Consider the following 19,034-nt stretch of genomic DNA (forward strand, 5'->3'; position numbering starts at 1 on the left):
GCTCCGCCCGGAGCAGGCCGCGTACATCGGTGTCGAGGTCGAGGGCCCGTACAAGCCCGACCACTACCGCTACTGACCCCACCCACCGACGACCACCGGACACGGCCACGACCACGGCCACGACCACGGCCACCGCTCCACGGAGCGGTGGCCGTGATCGTCGGTGCAGGGCACCACGAACGGGGTGGAGGACGGATCAGAACACGTGCCTGAACGTTCCCCAACCCGGCCCGATCTTCACGGGGCTGCTCAGGCCGGTGCCGTTGTGCGGGTAGTACAGCAGGTTCCCCGACGCGTCGACACCGAGTACGTCGGCCCTGCCGTCACCACTGAAGTCGGAGGTGAACACGTGCTTGAACGTGCCCCAGCCGTGTCCGATCTTCACGGGGCTGCTCAGCCCGGTGCCGTTGTGCGCGTAGTACAGCAGGTTCCCCGAGCCGTCGACACCCAGTACGTCGGCCCTGCCGTCGCCGCTCCAGTCGGCGGCCATGACGTGCTTGAACGTGCCCCAACCCGGCCCGATCTTCACGGGATTGCTCAGCCCGGTGCCGTTGTGCGCGTAGTACAGCAGGTTGCCCGAGCCGTCGACACCCAGTACGTCGGCCCTGCCGTCGCCGCTCCAGTCGGCGGCCATGACCTGCTTGAACGTGCCCCAGCCCTGCCCGATCTGTGTGGGGGCGGTGAGCTTGTAGCTGTTGTTGGGGTAGTACAGGAGTCTCCCCGACCCGTCGACGCCGAGCACGTCCGCGGCACCGTCGCCGCTCCAGTCGGCGGCCATGACGTGCTTGAACGTGCCCCAGCCCTGCCCGATCTGCCTGGGACTGCTGAGGCCGGTGCCGTTGTGCGGGTAGTACAGCAGGTTCCCCGAGGAATTGACGCCCAGTACGTCGGACTTGCCGTCGCCGCTGAAGTCGGACACCCGCTCACCGTCGGGCCACAGCGTCTGCAGGCCGTTCCGGCTCACCGGTGCGTAGCCGGTGGGGTAATTGGTGCCGGTCTCCACCGAGTCGGGTATCTCGCGGCTGAGCTGGCTGTTGCAGTGGACGATGTTCCAGTGCAGGTGCGGACCGGTCGCGTTTCCGGTGGCCCCGGACGTGCCGATCCGCTGGCCCTGTGCCACCCTCTGCCCGGCGTCGACGATCGTGGAACTGAGGTGGGCGTACTGGCTGCACCGATTGTTGCCGTGGTCGATCAGCGCCATGATTCCCCCGCCGGTCGACCATCCCTCGAAGTAGACGGTGCCGGCGGCGGAAGCGACGATCGGAGTCCCGGTGGGCATGGCGAAGTCGACGGCATGGCGGTTGTAGTCGTCATTGTGCGAATAACCGCTGCCGGGCGTCTGCGTGATCGTGTACGCCGATCCGGCGGGATAGGGGAGTTTGAACGGGGCGCCGGGGGCCGCGTGCGCGGACCCGAGCGGAACCGTGGTCCCCAGGCAGGCGAGAAGCATGGTCAGAGCGACGGCGATGCCGCGGCGCATGGGCGCCTCCTTTGCGGAATTACGGGCATGAGGGGCTTCCGGTATAACCCGGGCCGCACCGCGAGGAATTGGAGTGGCCGCCCGATTGGCGAGCGACCGTAGCAGCGGGAATTGTGCTTGTCGAGTGGGCCGTCGAAACGGTGCCGTCGGTATTGATCTGTGCCGGATTGTTATTCCGGACCGCTAATGCGTAAGGCGTAATTGTCAAGTTCCGCGGTTGGCATGTAGAGGACATCGGGCCTCGCGGTCACCGGAACTCATGACGCGACCCCGTGGAGCACCGAGCCGCTCCGGGCGTCACCCGGAGCGGTGGTCGGCCCCGGCGGGCCGGATCGGACGCCGGGACCGGATCCGTCAGCGGCTCAGGTCCCGGAACCGCTTCACGGCCAGCGGGAAGAACACCGCGATCAGGGCCACCGGCCAGGCCACCGCGAGGAGTTCCGCGTGGGTCGCGGCCCAGGAGTCGCCGCCCGCGCCCGGATTGCCGAACAGGTCGCGTACCGCGCCGGCCGTCGCCGACATCGGGTTCCACTCCACGACCGCGCCCAGCCACGACGGCATCGACCCGGGCGAGGCGATGGCGTTGGAGAGGAAGCCGACCGGCCAGACCAGGATCTGCACCGCCTGCACCAGTTCCGGTTTGCCCGCGACCATCGCCAGATGGATGCCGATCCACAGCATCGCGAACCGCAGCAGCAACAGCAGTCCCGCCGCGCCCAGGAAGGCGCCGATTCCCCCGTGCCAACGCCAGCCGATCGCGTATCCGACCGCGATCATCACGGCCAGGCCGACGACCGACTGCAGCATGTCGGCGACGCTCCGTCCGACCAGGACCGCGCCGGAGTTCATGGGCATCGAGCGGAACCGGTCGATGACCCCCTTGCCGAGGTCCTGGGTGACGGAGAGCATCGTCGACTCCAGGCCGAAGGCCATGGTCATCGTGAGCATGCCCGGCACCAGGTAGTCCTTGAAGTCCCCCGTGATGCCCTGCCCGCCGCCGATCAGGTAGCCGAACATCAGCAGCATCATCACCGGGAAGAACAGGCCGACGACCACCTGTACGGGGCGGCGCGCCCAGTGCGCCAGCTCGCGCCTGGTCATCGTCCAGGAGTCGGCGGCCGCCCAGCCCGGTTTCGAACCCGTGCCGTGCGCCGTGCCCGCGCCGTGGACCGCACTCATGCGGCGTCCTCCTTCGTCAGATGGATGAAGGCTTCGTCGAGCGTCGGCCGGCGCACCATGATGTCCTGCGCCTCGATGCCGGCCGCCTCCAGTGCCCGCACGGTCCCGGTCAGCGCGGCCATCCGGTCGGTGACCGGGGCGCTGAGCATCCGCCGGTCCTCGTCCACCACCACGTCACCGGGCAGGAGGGAGGCCGCGTGCGCCAGCCGGGCGGTGTCGTGCAGGACCACGTCGATGCGGTCGCCGCCGGTCCTGGACTTCAGCTCGTCCGCCGTGCCCTCCGCGACGGCCTTCCCGCGGTCGACCACCGCGATCCGGTCGGCCAGTTGGTCGGCCTCCTCCAGGTACTGCGTGGTCAGCAGGACGGTCGTGCCGCCGTCCACCAGTGAGCGCACCGCGTTCCACACCTCCGTGCGGCCGCGGGGGTCGAGCCCGGTCGTGGGCTCGTCCAGGAAGAGCACCTGCGGCCGGGAGATGAGCGACACCGCGAGGTCGAGCCGCCGCCGCATGCCGCCGCTGTACTGCTCGACCGCCTTGTTGCCGGTGTCCTCGAGCCCGAACCGGGCCAGGAGCTCATCGGCCCGGGCACCGGCCCGACGCGCGCCGAGGTGATGGAGACGGCCGAACATCTCCAGGTTCTGACGGCCGCTCAGCTCCTCGTCGACGGCGGCGTTCTGGCCGAGCAGCCCGATCCGTGAACGCACCTCGTCGGCCCGGGTCCGCACGTCGATCCCCGCCACCTCGACGCGCCCCTCGTCGGGGCGCAGCAGCGTGGACATGATGCGCACGGCCGTGGTCTTGCCGGCGCCGTTCGGGCCGAGCACCCCCTGGACGGTCCCGGCTCCGACCGTGAGGTCGAGGCCGTCGAGGGCCTGCTCGTCCCCGTACCTCTTCCGCAGTCCCTCGACGACGATCGCCGGATCGTGGACAGGCAAAGTGCCCTCCCTCAGTCAGTAATCAAATTTGACTAGTTGTGCAGGGTACGGTCCTCGGGACGACTGGTCAAACTTGTTCAGTGGTGTCGGGGAAGACACCTGGAACAGAGGCGCGCACGGAAACCGACGTCAACCGCCGACGCCGACGCCGGCGCCGCGCCCGGCGACGGGCACGGACGCCGGTGTCGATGCCCGTCCCCGATGCCCCGTCACGCGGCCAGCGCCGCCCGGTCCAGCTTGCCGTTGTGCGTCACCGGCAGCCGGTCCAGATGGCACACCCGCTGGGGCACCATGTGCGCGGGCAGGCGCTCGGCCAGCACGGACCGCACCGCGCTCGCCGGGACGTCCGCCCGCTCCGCCACGATGTACGCGGTGAGCGACTGGTCCCCGTGCCGGGTCTCCGTCACCAGACAGGCCGCGCCCGACACACCCGGCACCGCGCGCAGCACCGACTCGATCTCGCCCAGCTCGATGCGGAAACCGCGCAGCTTCACCTGGCCGTCCTGCCGGCCCGCGTAGTACAGCAGCCCGTCCTCGTCGGCCACGGCCCAGTCCCCGCTGCGGTAGTGGCGGCCGGAGCCGTCGCCCGTGTCGACGAAGCGCTGCCCCGTCAGCTCCGGCCGTCCCAGGTACCCGTGGGCGACCCCGCTGCCGGCGACCCACATCTCGCCGCGCTCGCCCGGCGGCACGGGCCGGCCCTCGGCGTCGCGCAACGAGACCGACAGATGCGGCAGCGGACGCCCGATCGGGGTGCGGCCGGGGACCGCGCCCGCCAGGACGGCCGGGGTGATCGGGCAGTACGTGACGTGGACCGTGGTCTCGGTGATCCCGTACATGTTGACCAGCTCGGCGTCCGGGGCGATCCCGGAGTCCCACCAGCGCCTCGCGTCGGCGGGCACCAGCGCCTCCCCGCCGAAGACGACCCGGCGCAGCGCGGGCAGCCGGATCTTCTCGGCGGCGGCCTCGACGACCAGGTTGCCGAAGGCGGAGGGCACCTGGTTGAGGACGGTGACGCCCCGGTCCGCGAGCAGCCGGGCGAACTCGGCGGGCTCCGTGGCGGTCTCGCGGTCGACGACGACGGCGTGCCCGCCGTACAGCAGCGGCCCCCACAGCTCCCAGACGCTGAAGTCGAAACTCAGCGAGTGGAACAGCGTCCACACGTCGTCCGGGCCCGTGCCCAGCAGCGGCACGGCCGCGTCCAGCAGGGCCAGCACCTGATCGTGCCCGACCACACAGCCCTTGGGGGCGCCGGTGGAGCCGGAGGTGTGGATGACGTAGGCGGTGTCCTCGGGCACCCTCGGCCCGGCCGGGGCGGTGCCCGCACCGGACACGGCACGGGTCGCCAGGACGAACGGGCCCGCCTTGGCGATCGGCGTCTCGTCCGCCAGCAGACCACTGTCGGACAGGACGATCTCGACCGCGCCGTCCTCCAGCAGGTACTCCTGCCGGGCCACCGGATAACCGGGGTCGACGGGCAGGTACGCGGCACCGGAACGCAGGATGCCGAGGACCGCCCCGGGGGCGTACCGGGTGCGGGCGGCGCGCAGCGCGACCAGCCGGCCGGGCCCGGTGCGTCCCTCCAGGCGCTGCGCGACGGCGTCGGCGAGCCACTCCAGTTCGAGGTAGCTCAGCTCGCCCTCGGCGTCGGACACGGCGGTGCGGGCGGCGTTGCGGGCGGCCACCGCGGCGAACCGGGTGTCGAGGCGGTCGGCGGACTCCGCCGGGCGGGCCGGTTCCCGGCCGATGGCGTCCAGCAGGGTGCCGACGTCATCGGCGAGCCGGTCCAGTCCGGGCAGCCCGCCCGGACCGTCCTCGGGACGGGTGTTCATGGGACCTCCCAGGTGAGCATGGGACACGGGTGGTGGGGCGCCGGTCATCCGACGTCCTCCAGGACGGCTGCGGGTACGACGGGGGCGGCGGCGGGCACCAGGGCGTGCACCAGATAGCTGGCGACGTCGCCCGGCGTGGTGCCGCGGCCGAAGATCCGGTCCGCGCCCAGCGCCGCCGCGGCGGCCGGGTCGAAGCGGGGGCCGCCCACCACGAGCAGGGGACGCTCGTGCTCGGCGAACGTGGCCCGCAGTTCGGCGCTCAGCTCCCGGACGTTGGTGAGATGGGCGTCCCGCTGGGTGACGGCCTGCGAGACCAGGACGGCGTCGGCGCGCTCGGCCCCGGCCCGGCGCACCAGCTCCCCGACCGGGACCTGGGCGCCCAGGTTCAGGACCCGCATCTGCTTGTAGTACTCCAGGCCCTTCTCGCCGGCGAAGCCCTTGATGTTGAGGATCGCGTCGATCCCCACGGTGTGCGCGTCCGTGCCGATGCAGGCGCCCAGCACCACGAGCCTGCGGCCGAGCCGGTCCCGTACCGCCGCGTCGGCCTCCTTGGCGGACAGCAGCGGGTAGTCCCGCTCGGCCACCACGACCCGGTCGAGGTCCACGGTGTGGGCGACGGCCCCGTACACCACGAAGAAGCTGAAGTCGGTGCCGCCGACCGCCTTGCTGTGCACGACCAGGGGGCGCTCCATGCCCATGCGGCGGGCCAGTTGGAGCGCGGCGCCCTCGGCGCGCGGGCCGTGCGGCAGGGGCAGGGTGAAGGACAGCTGCACCATGCCGTCGTCGGTGGTGTCGCCGTAGGGGCGGATGACGCGGTCGCCCTCCGGCCCGTCCTGCGGGCCGTTCGACGGGCCGTTCGCGGGGCCGTCGTACGGGCTCCCGTACGGGGCCTCGGGCAGGTCCTCGTGCGGGCCGGTCCGGTTCTCGGGGCGGGGCCCGGTGGTCCACGGGTCGGTGTTCATCGGGCCTCGGTTCCTTCCAGGAGGTCGGTGGCCGGATTGCGGTAGCCGGGTGCGCGGCGCACGACGCCGTCCGCGCCCCGTCCGCCGTCCGCGGGGCGCCGCATCCCGCCGAACGTGCCGCGCCCGATGGCGTCCAGCAGGCCCCGGTCGCAGATCTGCTCCAGCAGACCGACCGCCTCGTCGAGCACGTGGTGGGCGCGCCGGGCGATGAAACCGTCGGGGGCGGGGCGGAAGTCCTCGGCCAGCGAACCCGCCGAGCCCAGGACGTAACGGACGTTCTGCAGCGCCAGGTCGCGGTCGGACAGGAACGGGGTGACGACGGCCTCGGTCATCATTCCGACCAGCAGGATGCTCTGCCCGGTCAGCGCCCCCGCCAGGTTGAAGAAGCCGTTGAGGAGGTAGCCGCGGAAGACGTCACCGGTCATGTGCCGGGTCGGCGGCATCCACTTCAGCGGCGCCTCGGGGAACAGCTCACGGGCCAGCATCGCGTGTGCCAGCTCCAGCCGGAACGAGTCCGGCCGGTCCGGGTCGATCTCGAAGGCGTGCCCGAGGCCGAGCTGCCCGTCCGGCAGGCCCGCCTCCTTCGCGAAGTACTCGTTCAGCAGCTGACTTGCCGTCACCGTGTGGGCGGCGTCCACCGCGTCGGCGGTCGTCAGGTAGTTGTCCTCGCCGGTGTTGATGAGGATGCCCGCGCGGGCGTGCAACTGCCGGGAGAAACGCTGGTCGACGAAGGTGCGCACCGGGTTGATGTCGCGGAAGAGGATGCCGTACATCGAGTCGTTGAGCATCATGTCGAGGCGTTCGAGACCGGCCAGCGCCGCGATCTCCGGCATGCACAGCCCGGACGCGTAGTTGGTGAGCCGTACGTAGCGGCCGAGTTCGGCGGACACCTCGTCGAGCGCGGCCCGCATCAGCCGGAAGTTCTCCCGGGTGGCGTAGGTGCCGGCGTAGCCCTCCCGGGTCGCGCCCTGCGGCACGTAGTCCAGCAGCGACTGGCCCGTGGAGCGGATCACCGCGATCACGTCCGCGCCGCCGCGCGCCGCCGCGCGGGCCTGCCGGATGTCCTCGTAGATGTCGCCGGTCGCCACGATCAGATAGATCCAGGGCGCGGGCGGATCGCCCAACTCGCCTACCATGCGGTCCCGTTCGGCGCGCCGGGCGTCGATGGCGGCCAGGCCGCGGGCGACCGCGCGGTGCGCCCCGGCAGCCGCCGCCCCGGCGTCCGCGCCCCCGGGGACGCGGAACGGCACGGTGCGGGCGGCGGCGTGCGCCGCCAGGTCGGTGAGGTCGCGGTACGGTCCGGTGCGCAGCGCGTGCCAGACCGGCAGGCAGACGCCGTGCTCCAGGCCGACGGAATCGGCCACGGCGTCGACGAGGCGGTTCACCCAGGGGATGCCCTCGGGGTCGGCGCCGTCGAGCCCGGCCAGCCGCAGCGTGGCCCGTTCGACGGAGACGGTGGTGTGGGAGCGGGCGAGGTCGACGACGGGGCGTCCGGCGCGGACGGCCAGGGCGCGGGCCCGTGCGACGACGTCCGGGTCGAGGTGGAGCTTGCCGTGGACGGGCGGTGCGGGGGCGGTCACCGGGCCGCCCCGTTCCCGACGGCTGCGAGGGCTTCGACGGCCCCGGCGCCCGCGGGGGCGCGGTCCGCAGCCGTACGGTCCGCAGCCGTACGGTCCGCAGTGGTACGGGCCCCGGTCGTACGGGCCGTTGTTCCCGGTACCCGGTCGAACAGGGCGCGCACCCCCGGCTCCTCGCGCACCAGGCCGAGGGCCAGGTCGCTGTGGCCGGGCTGGTACCCGTTGCCGATCAGCATCGTGACGTCGCGGCCCAGTCCCTCGGCACCGAGCGCGGCCGTGCTGAACGACGTCGCCATCGAGAAGAACGCCACCGTGCCGCCGTCGCGGGTGGCCAGGATCGCCGCGTGCTCGCACCCCGCCACGTCCGTGCACACCACCGTCACGTCGGCCGGGCCGCCCCGTCCTTCGAGCAGTGCGTGCAGGGCGACGGCGTCCCTCGCGTCCGCCCGCACCACCTCGTCCGCGAGACCGGAAGCGGTCAGGGCCGCATCCTCGGCGGCGTCCGGCACCACTCCGACGATCCGGCCGGCCCCGGCGCGGCGGGCGGCGGCGAGCGACAGGGAACCCGACTTGCCGCTGGCCCCCAGCACCAGCACCGAGGGCGCGGCGCCGCCGCCCCGCGCGTACGAGGCGACCAGCCGCCCCGTCAGCGCCGGGGCACCGCACACGTCCAGGACGGACAGGGACAGTTCGTCCGGCAGGTCGTCCGGCAGGACCGCGGCGACGGAGCGGCCGAACAGGATGGCGTGGCCGCGCGCCGGGACCCGCTCGCTGCGGCCGTCCCAGTCGCGCAGGCCGTCCGTGATCTCCAGCGGGGTCAGGGTCAGCGACACCAGGGTCGCCACCCGGTCGCCGGGCCGCAGCCCCAGCGGGGATTCGGGCCCCACCTCGGCGACGGTGCCGATCAGCATGCCGCCCGAACCGGTCACCGGGTTGTGCATCTTGCCCCGGTCGCGCATCAGCGCGCACACCGCCGCCCGCACCGCGTCGCCGTCCCCGCCGTGCGCCTCGCGCAACTGCCGGAAGGACGCCGCGTCCAGGTTCAGACAGGTGACGTCGACACGCACCTCGTCGGGGGCCAAAAACGGATCGGTGTCGAGCCGGAGGGCGGCCTGCGGCAGCACCCCCCGCGGCTCGCGCACCCGGTGCAGTCCCAGCGCGGTGCTCACGACGCCCCGCCGATCAGTGCCTGCGCGCTCGTCCACCACGCCCGCCCCTGCTGGGGCAGGGTGTGCACCGGGTCGTAGTAGTGGTGCACCCGGTCGAGCGCCGCCGGGTCGTCGTGGTCGACGGTCGTGCGGTAGTTCTTCGTCCAGGACGATATGCCGCGCTCCCGGTCGTAGCCGTCCACCTGGTCCACCCAGCGCTTGCCGACGTACGGCACGTCGCAGACCAGTCGCGGGGTCGCGAACCCGGGCAGGTACCCCATGAGCGAACGCTGGAGCTCCTGGGCGCGGGCGAGCGGCAGCCGCCAGTGCTCGGCACCGGGGATCATGTCGCAGAGGTAGAAGTAGTAGGGCATGACACCGGCGGTGTCCAGCAGGGCGAAGCACAGATCTAGCAGCGACTCGGTCGTGCCGTTGACCCCGTCGAGCAGCACCCCCTGGTTGCGGATGTCGCGCAGGCCCGCGTCGAGCAGGGCCCGGGACGCGCGGGCGACCAGCGGGGTGACCTGCTGGGCGGCGTTGGCGTGGGTGTGCAGTGCCAGTGACACCCCACGGGCACGGGCGGTCGCGGACAGGTCCGCCACCCCGTCGAGGACCTGCGGGGCGAGCCAGTGCTGCGGCAGGCCGACCAGGCCCTTGCTGGCGAGCCGGATGTCCCGCACCGAGTCGATCTCCAGGAGCCGGCCGACGAACGAGGCGAGCCGCGGCCAGGGCACATTGGCCACGTCGCCGCCCGAGACGACGACGTCGCGCACCGTCGGGGTGGCCCGCAGGTACTCGATCATGCGGTCCAGCCGGTCGGCGGGGCGCAGCACGAAACGGTACTTGGTGACCTGCGGCGTGGACGTCCCGACGAGGTCCATCCGGGTGCAGTGCCCGCAGTACTGCGGGCAGGTGCTCACCAGCTCGGCGAGCACCTTGGTCGGATACCGGTGGGTCAGCCCCTCCACCGCCCACATCTCCGCCTCGTGCAGCGAGTCGCGGGAGGCGAGCGGGTGGCTCGGCCACAACGGGTGCCGGTCGGAGGCGACCGGCAGCATGTAGCGGCGCACCGGGTCCTCGTACCAGGCGGCCGTCTCCACCCCGGTGTGCGGGGCGATCGTGTTCAGGACGTGGGGCGGCAGCAGGACCGGCATCGTCGCGTGGACGCGCTGGTCGGCCTCGACGTCGTCGTAGAACGCGTCGTCGAGGCCGGGGCCCGCCACCGCGCGCAGCTCCCCGACCCCCTTGACGCAGTGCGCGCGCTGCCACTGGGGGTCGCACCACTCCCGCTCGGTGACGTCGCGCCACCCGGGGAAGCGGCGCCAGTCCGGTTCCACCGCCTCGTGACGGCGGTACGTGTAGGGCTGGGGGAGGGGCTCGGCGGCAATGTCCGCGGGGGCCGCCTCGGCACGGAGTGAACGGGACACCTTGTTCCTCGGAATTCCTCTGGCGGACCGGCGGACAGCCGGTCAGCGGGTGAGCCGGTAGACGAACAGACCTTCCGGATCGCGCTCGGGCAGCAGCTCGAAGCCCGCGCGTTCCATGACGCGCTGCGACGCGACGTTGTCCTCGGTGGTCGTGGCGACGACCGTGTCGACCTTGTCCTGGCGCAGCGACCAGGCGGCGAGTTCGCCCAGTGCCTCGGTGGCGTAACCCTGGCCCCTGGCCTCGCCGTTGAGGTCGAAGCCGATCTCCGCGGAGCCGTCGGACGGCGGGCCGTGGAAGCCCATCGCGCCGACCACCCGGGCGTCCTGCGTGCGCAGCAGCAGGTACATGCCCCAGCCGGGCACGTGCACCCCGGCACCGGCGGCCCGCGTCAGCATCTTCGCCGCGATCCGGGTCTCCGCGCTGGGCGTGCCGCCCAGCCATTCGAGCCCGGCGGTGCCGCCCTCGGTGATCTGCCCGGCCTCCTCGGGCAGCACCTCGCGCATCCACAGCCGCGGGGTGGCCAGCAGCTGCACGGCGGGCCGGTCGGCGTCCTCGGCGACGGCCCGGCGCACCGGGGCGGGCCGGCCGTCCTTCCACAGCTCGGCGATCCGGTCCAGACAGGCCTGCTCGCCGCCGGTCCAGCCGGTGGCCTGCCAGCCTTCGGGCAGACCGGTGCCGTTCGGCCACAGGGCGTACTGCTGCCGGTCGTTGACGATGACTGCGTGGGTCACAGAGTTCTCCTGAGGGGGGTTGCGTCCCGTCAGTGGACGGGGTCGATCAGATCGAGGGCGTCCATCAACCGCACCAGGTCCCTGGCGGGGCCGAGGGACACCCGTAGATGTCCGGCGAAACCGAAACGTCCGGCATCGCGGACGAGGATGTCATGATCCTGCGCCAACAACCGCTCGGCGGCGGCCGGGTCGGAGACGGCGACGGCCACGAAGTTCGTCGCCGAGGGCAGCGACCGCCGCCCCCTGCGTTCCAACTCGCTGCGGAACCAGGCGCGTTGCAGCGCGTTCTGGCGGCGCACCTCGTCCAGGTGGTCGCGGTCCGCGAGCGCGGCCACGGCGGCGGCCTGGGCCACGGCGTTGGCGCTGAACGGCATGGTGCCCTGCACCTCGTGGAGTCGGGCGACGAGTTCCGCGCTGCCCACCGCGTAGCCGAGCCGCAGCGCGGCCAGCCCGTACGCCTTGGAGAACGTCCGCAGCGACAGCAACGGGGCACCGCTGCCCAGGTAGTCGCGCAGCTGCGGGGTGCCGGCCGGGGCGAACTCCAGGTACGCCTCGTCGACCACCAGGGGAGTGCCGGTGACGGCCGCCCGCTCGACCAGCAGGTCCATGCGGCCGCGGTCCAGGACTGCCCCGGACGGGTTGTGCGGGTGACAGATGTAGACGATGCCCGCGCGCTCCATCGCGGCGGCGACGGCGTCCGCGTCCACGTGGCCGTCGTCCAGCGGGATCTCCTCGCAGCCGCGCCCCACGGCGGTCAGGCAGACGCGGTAGCCGGGGAAGGTGCCGGCGGTGGTGACACCGGGGCGGTCGCGGTCGCCGAGCGCGAGCGCGGACAGCAGCACCAGCTCGTCGCTGCCGTTGGCGACGGCGACCTGGTGCTCCCCGACACCGAGCCGCGCGGCGACGGCCTTCGCGGGCGCGGAGCGGGCCGGGTCGGGGTAGACGGCCGACGGGTCGAGGGCCTCCCGCGCGGCCAGCAGCGCCAGCGGGCTGGCGCCGTGGGCGTTCTCGCTCAGGTGCAGCCGGGCCGGGCCCGTACGCGGAGCGGCGATCGTCATGCGGAGTCCCCCAGCAGGATGCCGAAGCAGTAACTGCCGGGCTCCGCCTCCAGGGTGAGGAAGCGGTGCTCCGCCCCGGCCGGGACGTGCAGCAGCGCCGGGGACGACAGCTGCTGGGTCTCGCCGTCGACGGTCACCTCGATGCGGGCGCCGCCGGGGTTGGGCGAGACGAGGAAGTAGATCTCGGCGACCTCGTGCCGGTGCGGGTCGGCGACGGGGCGGCCCACCAGGTGGTCGATCGGTCCGCCCGCGAGCTGGACCGGCACCCCGCCGAACATGTCCGCGGTGAGATAGAAGGGGGCGGGGTCGTGGTGGCCGGCCACCGGCAGGAACTGCGGTACGTCGGTACGGATCTCAGCGGTTGCCACGGAGGGCACTCCCCTTCCGGCTGCTACGGTCCTTTGGAAGGGGACCAGCGTCGCCGACCCGACTAGAGCGCCGGTGGAGCCCCCGACCGGCCGACGGGGACGCCCCGCACCACGGGGGCACGGGGCGGGGAGTTCATCCCGGGGACACGTAGGGTCCGGGGCCGCTCACCACACGGGCACGGGCCGGGCCGTCGCCCCGGTCCGCCGCCCGGCCGGGACCACGGCGGCCACGGGGGCGGCGGCCGTACCGGCGGACCCGGTCACGACGCGGTGGGTCCCGTCCGGGGCCGCCACCGTGAACGACAGCACCGACATCACCCGCTCGATCACCTGGAGCATGGTCGCGTGGTCCGCCACCGAGCCCTCCACCCAGGCGAGTTCCTCGGTCTGCACACCGGCGGTCAGCCGGGCGCCGGGCGAGTGCGGGATGACGACGTTCTCCACACCCTCCACGGCGAGCGCCTCGCGCAGCCCGCGCACACCGACGTAGGTGCCGCCGCCGGGCGGCGCGGGCACCGCCCGGGCGAACACCACCCGCCGGTCACCGGCCCGCACGTCCGACACGTTCTCGCCGAGCGCCACCCGGCCGGCCAGTGTGATCGCGTCGAACTCACCGGACAGGCGGGCGAGCTGGGGCTGGAAGCCGCCGAGCCGCCCGTTCACCTCGATGATCCGCGGGCCGTCGGCGGTCAGCTTCAGCTCGGTGTGGGTGATGCCGGTGGTGATGTCCAGTGCGTGCAGGGCGGCGGTCACCACCTCCAGGGCCGCCGCGCGCTCCGCCTCCGCCAGCGGTGCCGGACGCAGATGACCGACCTCCCGGAACGGTGGCTCCAGCGGGAACTTCCCGGTCACCGCCCAGTGCGAGACCCGGCCGCCGGTCACCGCCGACTCCACGGAGATGTGATCGCCGTACGGTCCGCAGTCCCGTCCGCGCAGATACTCCTCCAGCACCAGGGAGTTCTCCCTGCCCGGACCCGACAGGAGCTGTTCCACCAGGGCCGCGCCCCGCTCCGCGTCCTCGATCAGATGGGTGCTGCGGCTGCCCTCCCCGCACATCGGCTTGAGCACGGCCGGCAGCCCGACGGCCGCGAGCGCCCCGGACCAGTCCTCCGGCCGGTGCATCGCGAACGAGCGCACCGAGTCGGCGCCCCGCTCCCGCAGCCGGCGGCGCTGCGCGTACTTGTCCCGCAGCAGCTCCACCGTGGCCGGCGAGTGGTAGGGCAGGCCGAGCCGTTCGGCGATCTCGGCGGTGACCGACAGCCGGGACTCGCTGAAGGTCACGATGGCGTCGGGGGAGTACGCGGCGAGCCGCCGCGCCGATTCGTCGTGGTCCGTGGCGTCCAGCCGTACGACGGTGGTCAGTTCCTCGGCCAGCGGGGCCAGTTCGTCGGTGTGGTCGCCGGGCCACAGGGCCAGCAACGGCTCGCCCAGCGGGGACAGGCCGTCGACGATGTCGAGGAGGGAGGCGGACCCCCGGTCCAGGACGACGGCTATGACGGGACGCTCAGACATGGATCAGTCCTTCGGGCAGGGCAGGGCAGGTCACGGATCGGGCAGGGCACGGGTCGGGCAGGGCTTTCAGGCGGCGGACTGGTCGGACTCCTCGGCGTAACGCACTCCGGAGAGCACGCTCGCCACCGGGACTCCGGGAACGGCGGTCACGTTCCGGGCGGCGGCCGGGGCCGTCGCGCCGAACAGGGGCAGTGCGGCGGCGGTACCGGTCACCTCGGCCCCGATGGAGCGGTGGGCCTCCCAGCGCTCCCGGGAGAGCCGGAACCGGTCGCTGACCACCTGCTCGCCGCGGACCGCGTTGATCTGGCTGCCGTCGCGCTCGAAGCCGAACTTGGCGCACACGCCCTGCGAGGCGTCGTTGCCGCGACGGACGACGGAGAACGCCTGCTCGGCGCCCAGCCCGGTGAAGGCCAGCTCCAGGGCGGCCGCACGGGCGTGCCCGCCGAGCCCCTCGCCCTGCCGGCCCAGCGCCAGCCACGAGGTCAGCAGCACCTCCCGGGTGACGCCGAAGTCCCGGGCGCCCAGGCTCTGCGAACCGATCACCTCGCCGTCGGCCACGACGACCAGGTACAGCGTCCAGTCCTCGGGGGTCCAGGTGGCCATGGCGTGCCAGTGGCGCTGGAGGACGCGGCGGGCGACCTCCTCGGGGGTGCCGTCCGTCCACTGGGAGAAGAACGGCATGAAGCCGGGGGCGTGGACGCCCTCGACGGCCCGGGTCGCGAGCGCGTCGAGATCCTCGGGCGTGGGCCAGCGCAGCTCGATGCGCGACGTGCGCACGCCGATGCGGGCGAGCGGCCAGTTGTCCATGGTGTACAGCACCTCGGTACGTCGTAGTAGGGGAGGAGGAGGCGGAGGAGGGGCGGGGGCGACGCGCGCTACACGGCGGCCGTGACGGGTTCGGCGGCGGCCTTCTCCGAGGACTTCGCGGCCCCGGTGTCCTCCGGCGCCGGGTTCTCTTCCTGCGCCGCGCTTTCCTCCGGCGCCGTGTCGTCCTCCGGCTTCGGCAGGTCCGCACCGAGCCCCAGCGAGGTGCGCAGCCGCACCGCAACGGCGACGACCGCCAGGCAGCCGACGAGCAGCGTCACCATCAGACCCAGTCCGTCGGCCCACGGCAGCAGGGCCCCGGCGAGCGCCGGCCCGGCCACCGAACCGGTCGAGACGGCCACCGAGAGCAGGGCGTTGACCCGGCCCCGTACGCGCTCGGTCGCCAGGTCGTTCAGCAGCGACGTCACCACCGGGAAGACCAGCGCCTCGCCCACCGAGAGCAGCACCACCCCGGCCAGGGCCAGCCCCAGCGCGCTGCCGCCCCGTTGCAGCCCCGCGGCGAGCACCAGCGCCCAGGCCACGGTCCACACCGCGCCCGAGACGGCCAGCACCGTGCTGCGGCGGACGCGCTGGATACGGTCGGCCAACAGCACCTGCGCGCCCACCGCGACCAGGATGTTGACCGCGAAGGCACCGGAGATGCCCTCGGGCCCGAGCGCCCCGCCCTGCGTCAGATAACCCGGCAGACCCGAGCGGAACTGACCGTACGAGACGAGCGAACAGACCGTCAGAGCTGCCAGCAGTACACCGATGTGACGTTGCGTCAGTACGTCCCGGTAGCCGACCCGGCGCTTCTCGTCGGAGTCGTCCCCGGCCCCGTCACCCGCCTGGACCACCTTGGGCAGCAGCCAGAACAGTACCGCGCCGGCCAGCAGGAACGTCGCCCCGTCCGCCAGGTACAGCAGGGCGAACCGGACCGCGCGCGACCCCGCGTCCAGGGACGCCACCAGCCCGCCGGCCAGCACGCCGAGCCCGGTCATCGCGTTGAACACCGCGTAGTCGGCGGAGTAGGCGAGCCCCCGCTCCCGGGCGGAGGGGGCCCCCGCGTACAGGAAGCGGAGCACCGTGCCCACACCGCTGATCCCGAAGCCGTACACCAGCGCCGCGGCCAGCGCGGTGTACACACCGGTCGCCTGCGCGTACAGGGCCGTGCCGACACCGGCCACCGCCATCACCACGGGCACCGTGGTGCGCGGCGGGAACCGGTCGAGCAGCGAGCCCCACAGCAGCCCGCCGACCACGGCCGTGGCCGCCTGCACGGCCAGCGTCACGGCGGGCACCCAGGAGGGCAGCCCGCGCACGTCGCTGAGGTAGATCCACAGGAACGGCAGCACCAGGCCGCCACCGAAGGAGTTGAGCGCGTTGACACAGAGCACGACACGGGTGCGCGGGGAGAACTCCCGCAGCACCGCCAGGGGGTTGGCCATCACCGGGCCTCCAGCACGTACAGCCAGGAGTGCGGGGTGCCGAAGGGCACGACACGGCGCGGGACCAGGCCGGCGCCGGCGAACAGCTCCTCGTACGTCTCCTTGGTGTGCAGCGGGACACCCATGAGCGCGTGGGCCAGTTCGTAGCCGAGCGAGAAGACGGGCAGCGTCCGCGAGTTCTCCGAGTCGGGGCGCAGCATCGTGTCCGCGAGGACGAACGTGCGGGCCGCCGGGAACGCCTCGCGCAGCCGGGTGAAGGTGTGCGGGCGGGTCTCGGGGTCCGCCAGCAGGTCGTGCAGCAGGAAGAAGCTCATCACCGTGTCGACCTCGGCGAGGGTGTCGCGGTGCGCGGCCCGGTGGCACACGTCCAGCACGTCCGTGCGGATCGCCCGGACCCGGTCGGCCAGGCCCGCCTCGGCGATCGTGCGGTGGCCGAGCTCGGTGGCCGGGCCGCTGATGTCCAGGCCGAGGCCCCGGGTGCCGGGACGCTCGCCGACCACCCGGGAGACCCGGGCGGAGATGCCGCTGCCCAGGTCGGCGAGGACGGAGAAGTCCACGTCGGCCAGGACGGAGTCGAGCGTCCCGGCCATGAAGGAGCGGTCGTTCTGGCCGGAGCCGAGCGCCACCATGGCCTCGTCGCGCAGCACGTCCGTGCCGAACGCGGCCTCGCCGGAGACGATGCGGTGGGCCTGCGCGAACACCTCGTCGTAACCGCCGACGCCCCAGGTGAAGTACCCGCGCATGCGGATGATCTCCTGGCCCGCGGTGGTCAGCAGTGCGGTGTCGCCGTCGTCCTGGAGCCGGACCCAGCCGCAGGTGGCGGCGGCCCGGACGACCTCGCGCAGGACCCGCTCGCGGACGGCGGGGCCGATCTCGGAGGCGAGGACGCGCAGGTCGAGCAGGGGGTCGGCGGCCAGCCGGTCCCACACGCCGAGCCGGTCGAGCGCGTTGATGACGGTACCGGCCACATAGCCGTTGAACGCCTGGTCCACGCCCATCGGGGCGGGGGCGGCGCCGGCCCAGTCGGCTGGGGTGGGCACCGCGGCGGTGAGGTCCTGGACGACGGTCATGGCGGGGTCCTTTCGGGTGTGCTGACGAGGGTGCGTGGGTGGGGATGCGTGGGTGGGGACGGGCGGATCGGGGTGCGTGCGGTGGGGGCACGCGGATCGGGGCGGGCGGACGGAGGTCGGGGATGGGGGCGCTGCGGACGAGTGTCGGGGACGGGGGTCGAGGATGGAGGGAGCCGGGGGTCAGGCCGTTTTGGCACCGGCCCCGGCGGCCGGGCGGAGCGGTGTTCCGGCGAACTCGGCCCATTCGGCGAGCAGCTCGTCCGCGGACGAGCCGCCCGCGACCGGGGCGTACACGGCGAGCGCCACCGCCCGGCCTTCGTCCGCCGGGGCGAGGACGCAGCGGATCAGCGGGACGTCCGCCGCGGCGAACGTCTCGTCCACGGCGGCGGCCCGCACCAGTGCCTCCGGTTCGGCGCCCGGGGCCGGGGCGAGGACGTGGGCCGTGACCGGCCGGCGGGACTCGCGGGCGAACCACCGGCCGCCGTCCCGGGTGAAGACGGTGCGCAGGTTCGGGTGGCGGTCCAGGAGCGCGGTCAGCGCGGCGTCGGCGGCCGGGGCCCCGGGCGCGGCACCGGGCAGGACGGCCGAGGCGCACAGCGCGTGCTCGGCCGCGCTCCCCGAACGCACCAGGTCGTGGAAGAGCCAGCGCTGCTCGTGCGGGGTGAGCGGGCGCAGTCCGGGCGCGGGCGCCGCGGCGGTGACGGAACCCGAGCGCCGGAAGGGGTACCCGGGCAGCCGCACCCGGCTCCCGCCCCGGCCCAGCGTGCAGTCCACGTCGAAGCCGTGCTCCCACAGCGCGGCGAAGAGCCGGGCGTACGAGGCGGGGTCGAGCGGGTCGAGCCCCAGCACACCGGGGCCGTCGGCACCGTCGCCCACCCGGACCACCAGCACCGCCGTCTCCGTCTCCGGGTCCTGCGAGTTCTCCGGGGCCGCCGGCTGCGGGACGTCCGCACCCGTCGCCGCCGCCCGCAGGGCGTCCGGCAGGGACAGATCGCCGCGCACGGCGGCAGCGGCGGCGTCGCCCGGGCCCCGGCCGACGACCGTGTCCGGGCGCACCCCGTGGGCGGCCAGCCAGGACGCCGTGCCGTACAGCTCCGCCGCCGCGCGCACGGCGAGCGGCCGCGCACCGGCCGACGGGATCGTGGCCCCGACCGCCGACGCCTCGGCCACCTGTGGCAGCGCGGGGGTGCCGGGCAGCGCCGAACCGTCACCGAGGTCGAGCACCAGGGCGGGCACCGGGGCCTCCCGGCGCGGGCGCGCCGCGGACTCCCGCAGGGCGTCCGCCAGTTCGGCACCGGTCGTGCCGGTCACCGCGTGCCGGACGGCGAACCGCTCCCGTCCGCGCACGAGGGTGAGCGCCACATCGTCCGGGTCCAGGGAGGGGTCCCCCGCCAGCCGGTCCGCCAGCCGCCCGGCCGCGTCCGCCGCGGCCCGCCCGTCCCGGGCGGACACGGCCAGGACACGCGGTGCGCCGGGCCCTGCCAGAAACGTCGTCTCCATCGCGG

The 19,034-nt window shown here is 73.6% G+C and carries 17 protein-coding genes; 1 reads left to right on the forward strand and 16 read right to left on the reverse strand.

Annotated features, from left to right (window positions below; all coding sequences use genetic code 11):
- A partial coding sequence (locus ABZZ04_RS18860; protein WP_351584125.1) for an adenosylhomocysteinase occupies positions 1-76 on the forward strand: 76 nt, incomplete at its 5' end.
- A 120-nt stretch (positions 77-196) separates the two neighbouring features.
- Here ABZZ04_RS18860 and ABZZ04_RS18865 read toward each other — a convergent pair.
- The 16 genes from ABZZ04_RS18865 to ABZZ04_RS18940 all read right to left on the reverse strand — a co-directional run bounded on the left by ABZZ04_RS18865 (position 197) and on the right by ABZZ04_RS18940 (position 19,029).
- On the reverse strand, positions 197-1,480 hold the full coding sequence (locus tag ABZZ04_RS18865) for a VCBS repeat domain-containing M23 family metallopeptidase (RefSeq protein WP_356933321.1): 1,284 nt from the start codon (positions 1,478-1,480) through the stop codon (positions 197-199).
- 354 nt (positions 1,481-1,834) lie between these two features.
- On the reverse strand, positions 1,835-2,659 hold the full coding sequence (locus tag ABZZ04_RS18870) for an ABC transporter permease (protein WP_356933322.1): 825 nt from the start codon (positions 2,657-2,659) through the stop codon (positions 1,835-1,837).
- Positions 2,656-3,594, reverse strand: a complete 939-nt coding sequence (locus ABZZ04_RS18875) for an ATP-binding cassette domain-containing protein (protein WP_356933323.1) — start codon at positions 3,592-3,594, stop codon at positions 2,656-2,658. Before ABZZ04_RS18875 ends, ABZZ04_RS18870 begins: the two co-directional genes overlap by 4 nt.
- A 209-nt stretch (positions 3,595-3,803) precedes the next feature.
- On the reverse strand, positions 3,804-5,423 hold the full coding sequence (locus tag ABZZ04_RS18880; RefSeq protein ID WP_356933324.1) for an amino acid adenylation domain-containing protein: 1,620 nt from the start codon (positions 5,421-5,423) through the stop codon (positions 3,804-3,806).
- Between the two features lie 44 nt (positions 5,424-5,467).
- A complete protein-coding gene (locus ABZZ04_RS18885; protein ID WP_356933325.1) occupies positions 5,468-6,385 on the reverse strand; it encodes an OAM dimerization domain-containing protein in 918 nt (305 codons plus the stop codon).
- Complete coding sequence (locus ABZZ04_RS18890) at positions 6,382-7,965, reverse strand: lysine 5,6-aminomutase subunit alpha (protein WP_356933326.1); 1,584 nt, start codon at positions 7,963-7,965, stop codon at positions 6,382-6,384. Before ABZZ04_RS18890 ends, ABZZ04_RS18885 begins: the two co-directional genes overlap by 4 nt.
- A complete protein-coding gene (locus tag ABZZ04_RS18895; protein ID WP_356933327.1) occupies positions 7,962-9,131 on the reverse strand; it encodes an L-erythro-3,5-diaminohexanoate dehydrogenase in 1,170 nt (389 codons plus the stop codon). Before ABZZ04_RS18895 ends, ABZZ04_RS18890 begins: the two co-directional genes overlap by 4 nt.
- Positions 9,128-10,447 carry a lysine 2,3-aminomutase gene (locus ABZZ04_RS18900; protein WP_356933453.1) on the reverse strand — a complete coding sequence of 440 codons (1,320 nt, stop codon included), beginning with the start codon at positions 10,445-10,447 and terminating at the stop codon, positions 9,128-9,130. The genes ABZZ04_RS18895 and ABZZ04_RS18900 overlap by 4 nt, the downstream gene beginning before the upstream one ends.
- Positions 10,448-10,579: 132 nt before the next feature.
- On the reverse strand, positions 10,580-11,302 hold the full coding sequence (locus ABZZ04_RS18905) for a GNAT family N-acetyltransferase (RefSeq protein ID WP_356933454.1): 723 nt from the start codon (positions 11,300-11,302) through the stop codon (positions 10,580-10,582).
- The gene (locus ABZZ04_RS18910; RefSeq protein ID WP_356933328.1) at positions 11,299-12,327 is read right to left on the reverse strand and encodes a histidinol-phosphate transaminase; all 1,029 of its coding nucleotides are present in this window, start codon (positions 12,325-12,327) and stop codon (positions 11,299-11,301) included. The genes ABZZ04_RS18905 and ABZZ04_RS18910 overlap by 4 nt, the downstream gene beginning before the upstream one ends.
- Positions 12,324-12,695 carry a cupin domain-containing protein gene (locus tag ABZZ04_RS18915; RefSeq protein ID WP_148838570.1) on the reverse strand — a complete coding sequence of 124 codons (372 nt, stop codon included), beginning with the start codon at positions 12,693-12,695 and terminating at the stop codon, positions 12,324-12,326. The genes ABZZ04_RS18910 and ABZZ04_RS18915 overlap by 4 nt, the downstream gene beginning before the upstream one ends.
- 165 nt (positions 12,696-12,860) lie before the next feature.
- Positions 12,861-14,207, reverse strand: a complete 1,347-nt coding sequence (locus ABZZ04_RS18920) for an ATP-grasp domain-containing protein (protein ID WP_356933329.1) — start codon at positions 14,205-14,207, stop codon at positions 12,861-12,863.
- A 66-nt stretch (positions 14,208-14,273) separates the two neighbouring features.
- Positions 14,274-15,014 (reverse strand): GNAT family N-acetyltransferase, encoded by a 741-nt coding sequence (locus ABZZ04_RS18925; RefSeq protein ID WP_356933330.1) that lies wholly within the window; start codon positions 15,012-15,014, stop codon positions 14,274-14,276.
- Between the two features lie 68 nt (positions 15,015-15,082).
- Positions 15,083-16,459 carry an MFS transporter gene (locus tag ABZZ04_RS18930; protein ID WP_356933331.1) on the reverse strand — a complete coding sequence of 459 codons (1,377 nt, stop codon included), beginning with the start codon at positions 16,457-16,459 and terminating at the stop codon, positions 15,083-15,085.
- Complete coding sequence (locus ABZZ04_RS18935; RefSeq protein WP_356933332.1) at positions 16,459-17,529, reverse strand: SAM-dependent methyltransferase; 1,071 nt, start codon at positions 17,527-17,529, stop codon at positions 16,459-16,461. The genes ABZZ04_RS18930 and ABZZ04_RS18935 overlap by 1 nt, the downstream gene beginning before the upstream one ends.
- 180 nt (positions 17,530-17,709) lie before the next feature.
- Positions 17,710-19,029 (reverse strand): hypothetical protein, encoded by a 1,320-nt coding sequence (locus ABZZ04_RS18940; RefSeq protein WP_356933333.1) that lies wholly within the window; start codon positions 19,027-19,029, stop codon positions 17,710-17,712.
- Positions 19,030-19,034 lie beyond the last annotated feature (5 nt).

The organism is Streptomyces sp. NPDC006435, from assembly GCF_040612315.1.
Taxonomy (GTDB): Bacteria; Actinomycetota; Actinomycetes; order Streptomycetales; family Streptomycetaceae; genus Streptomyces.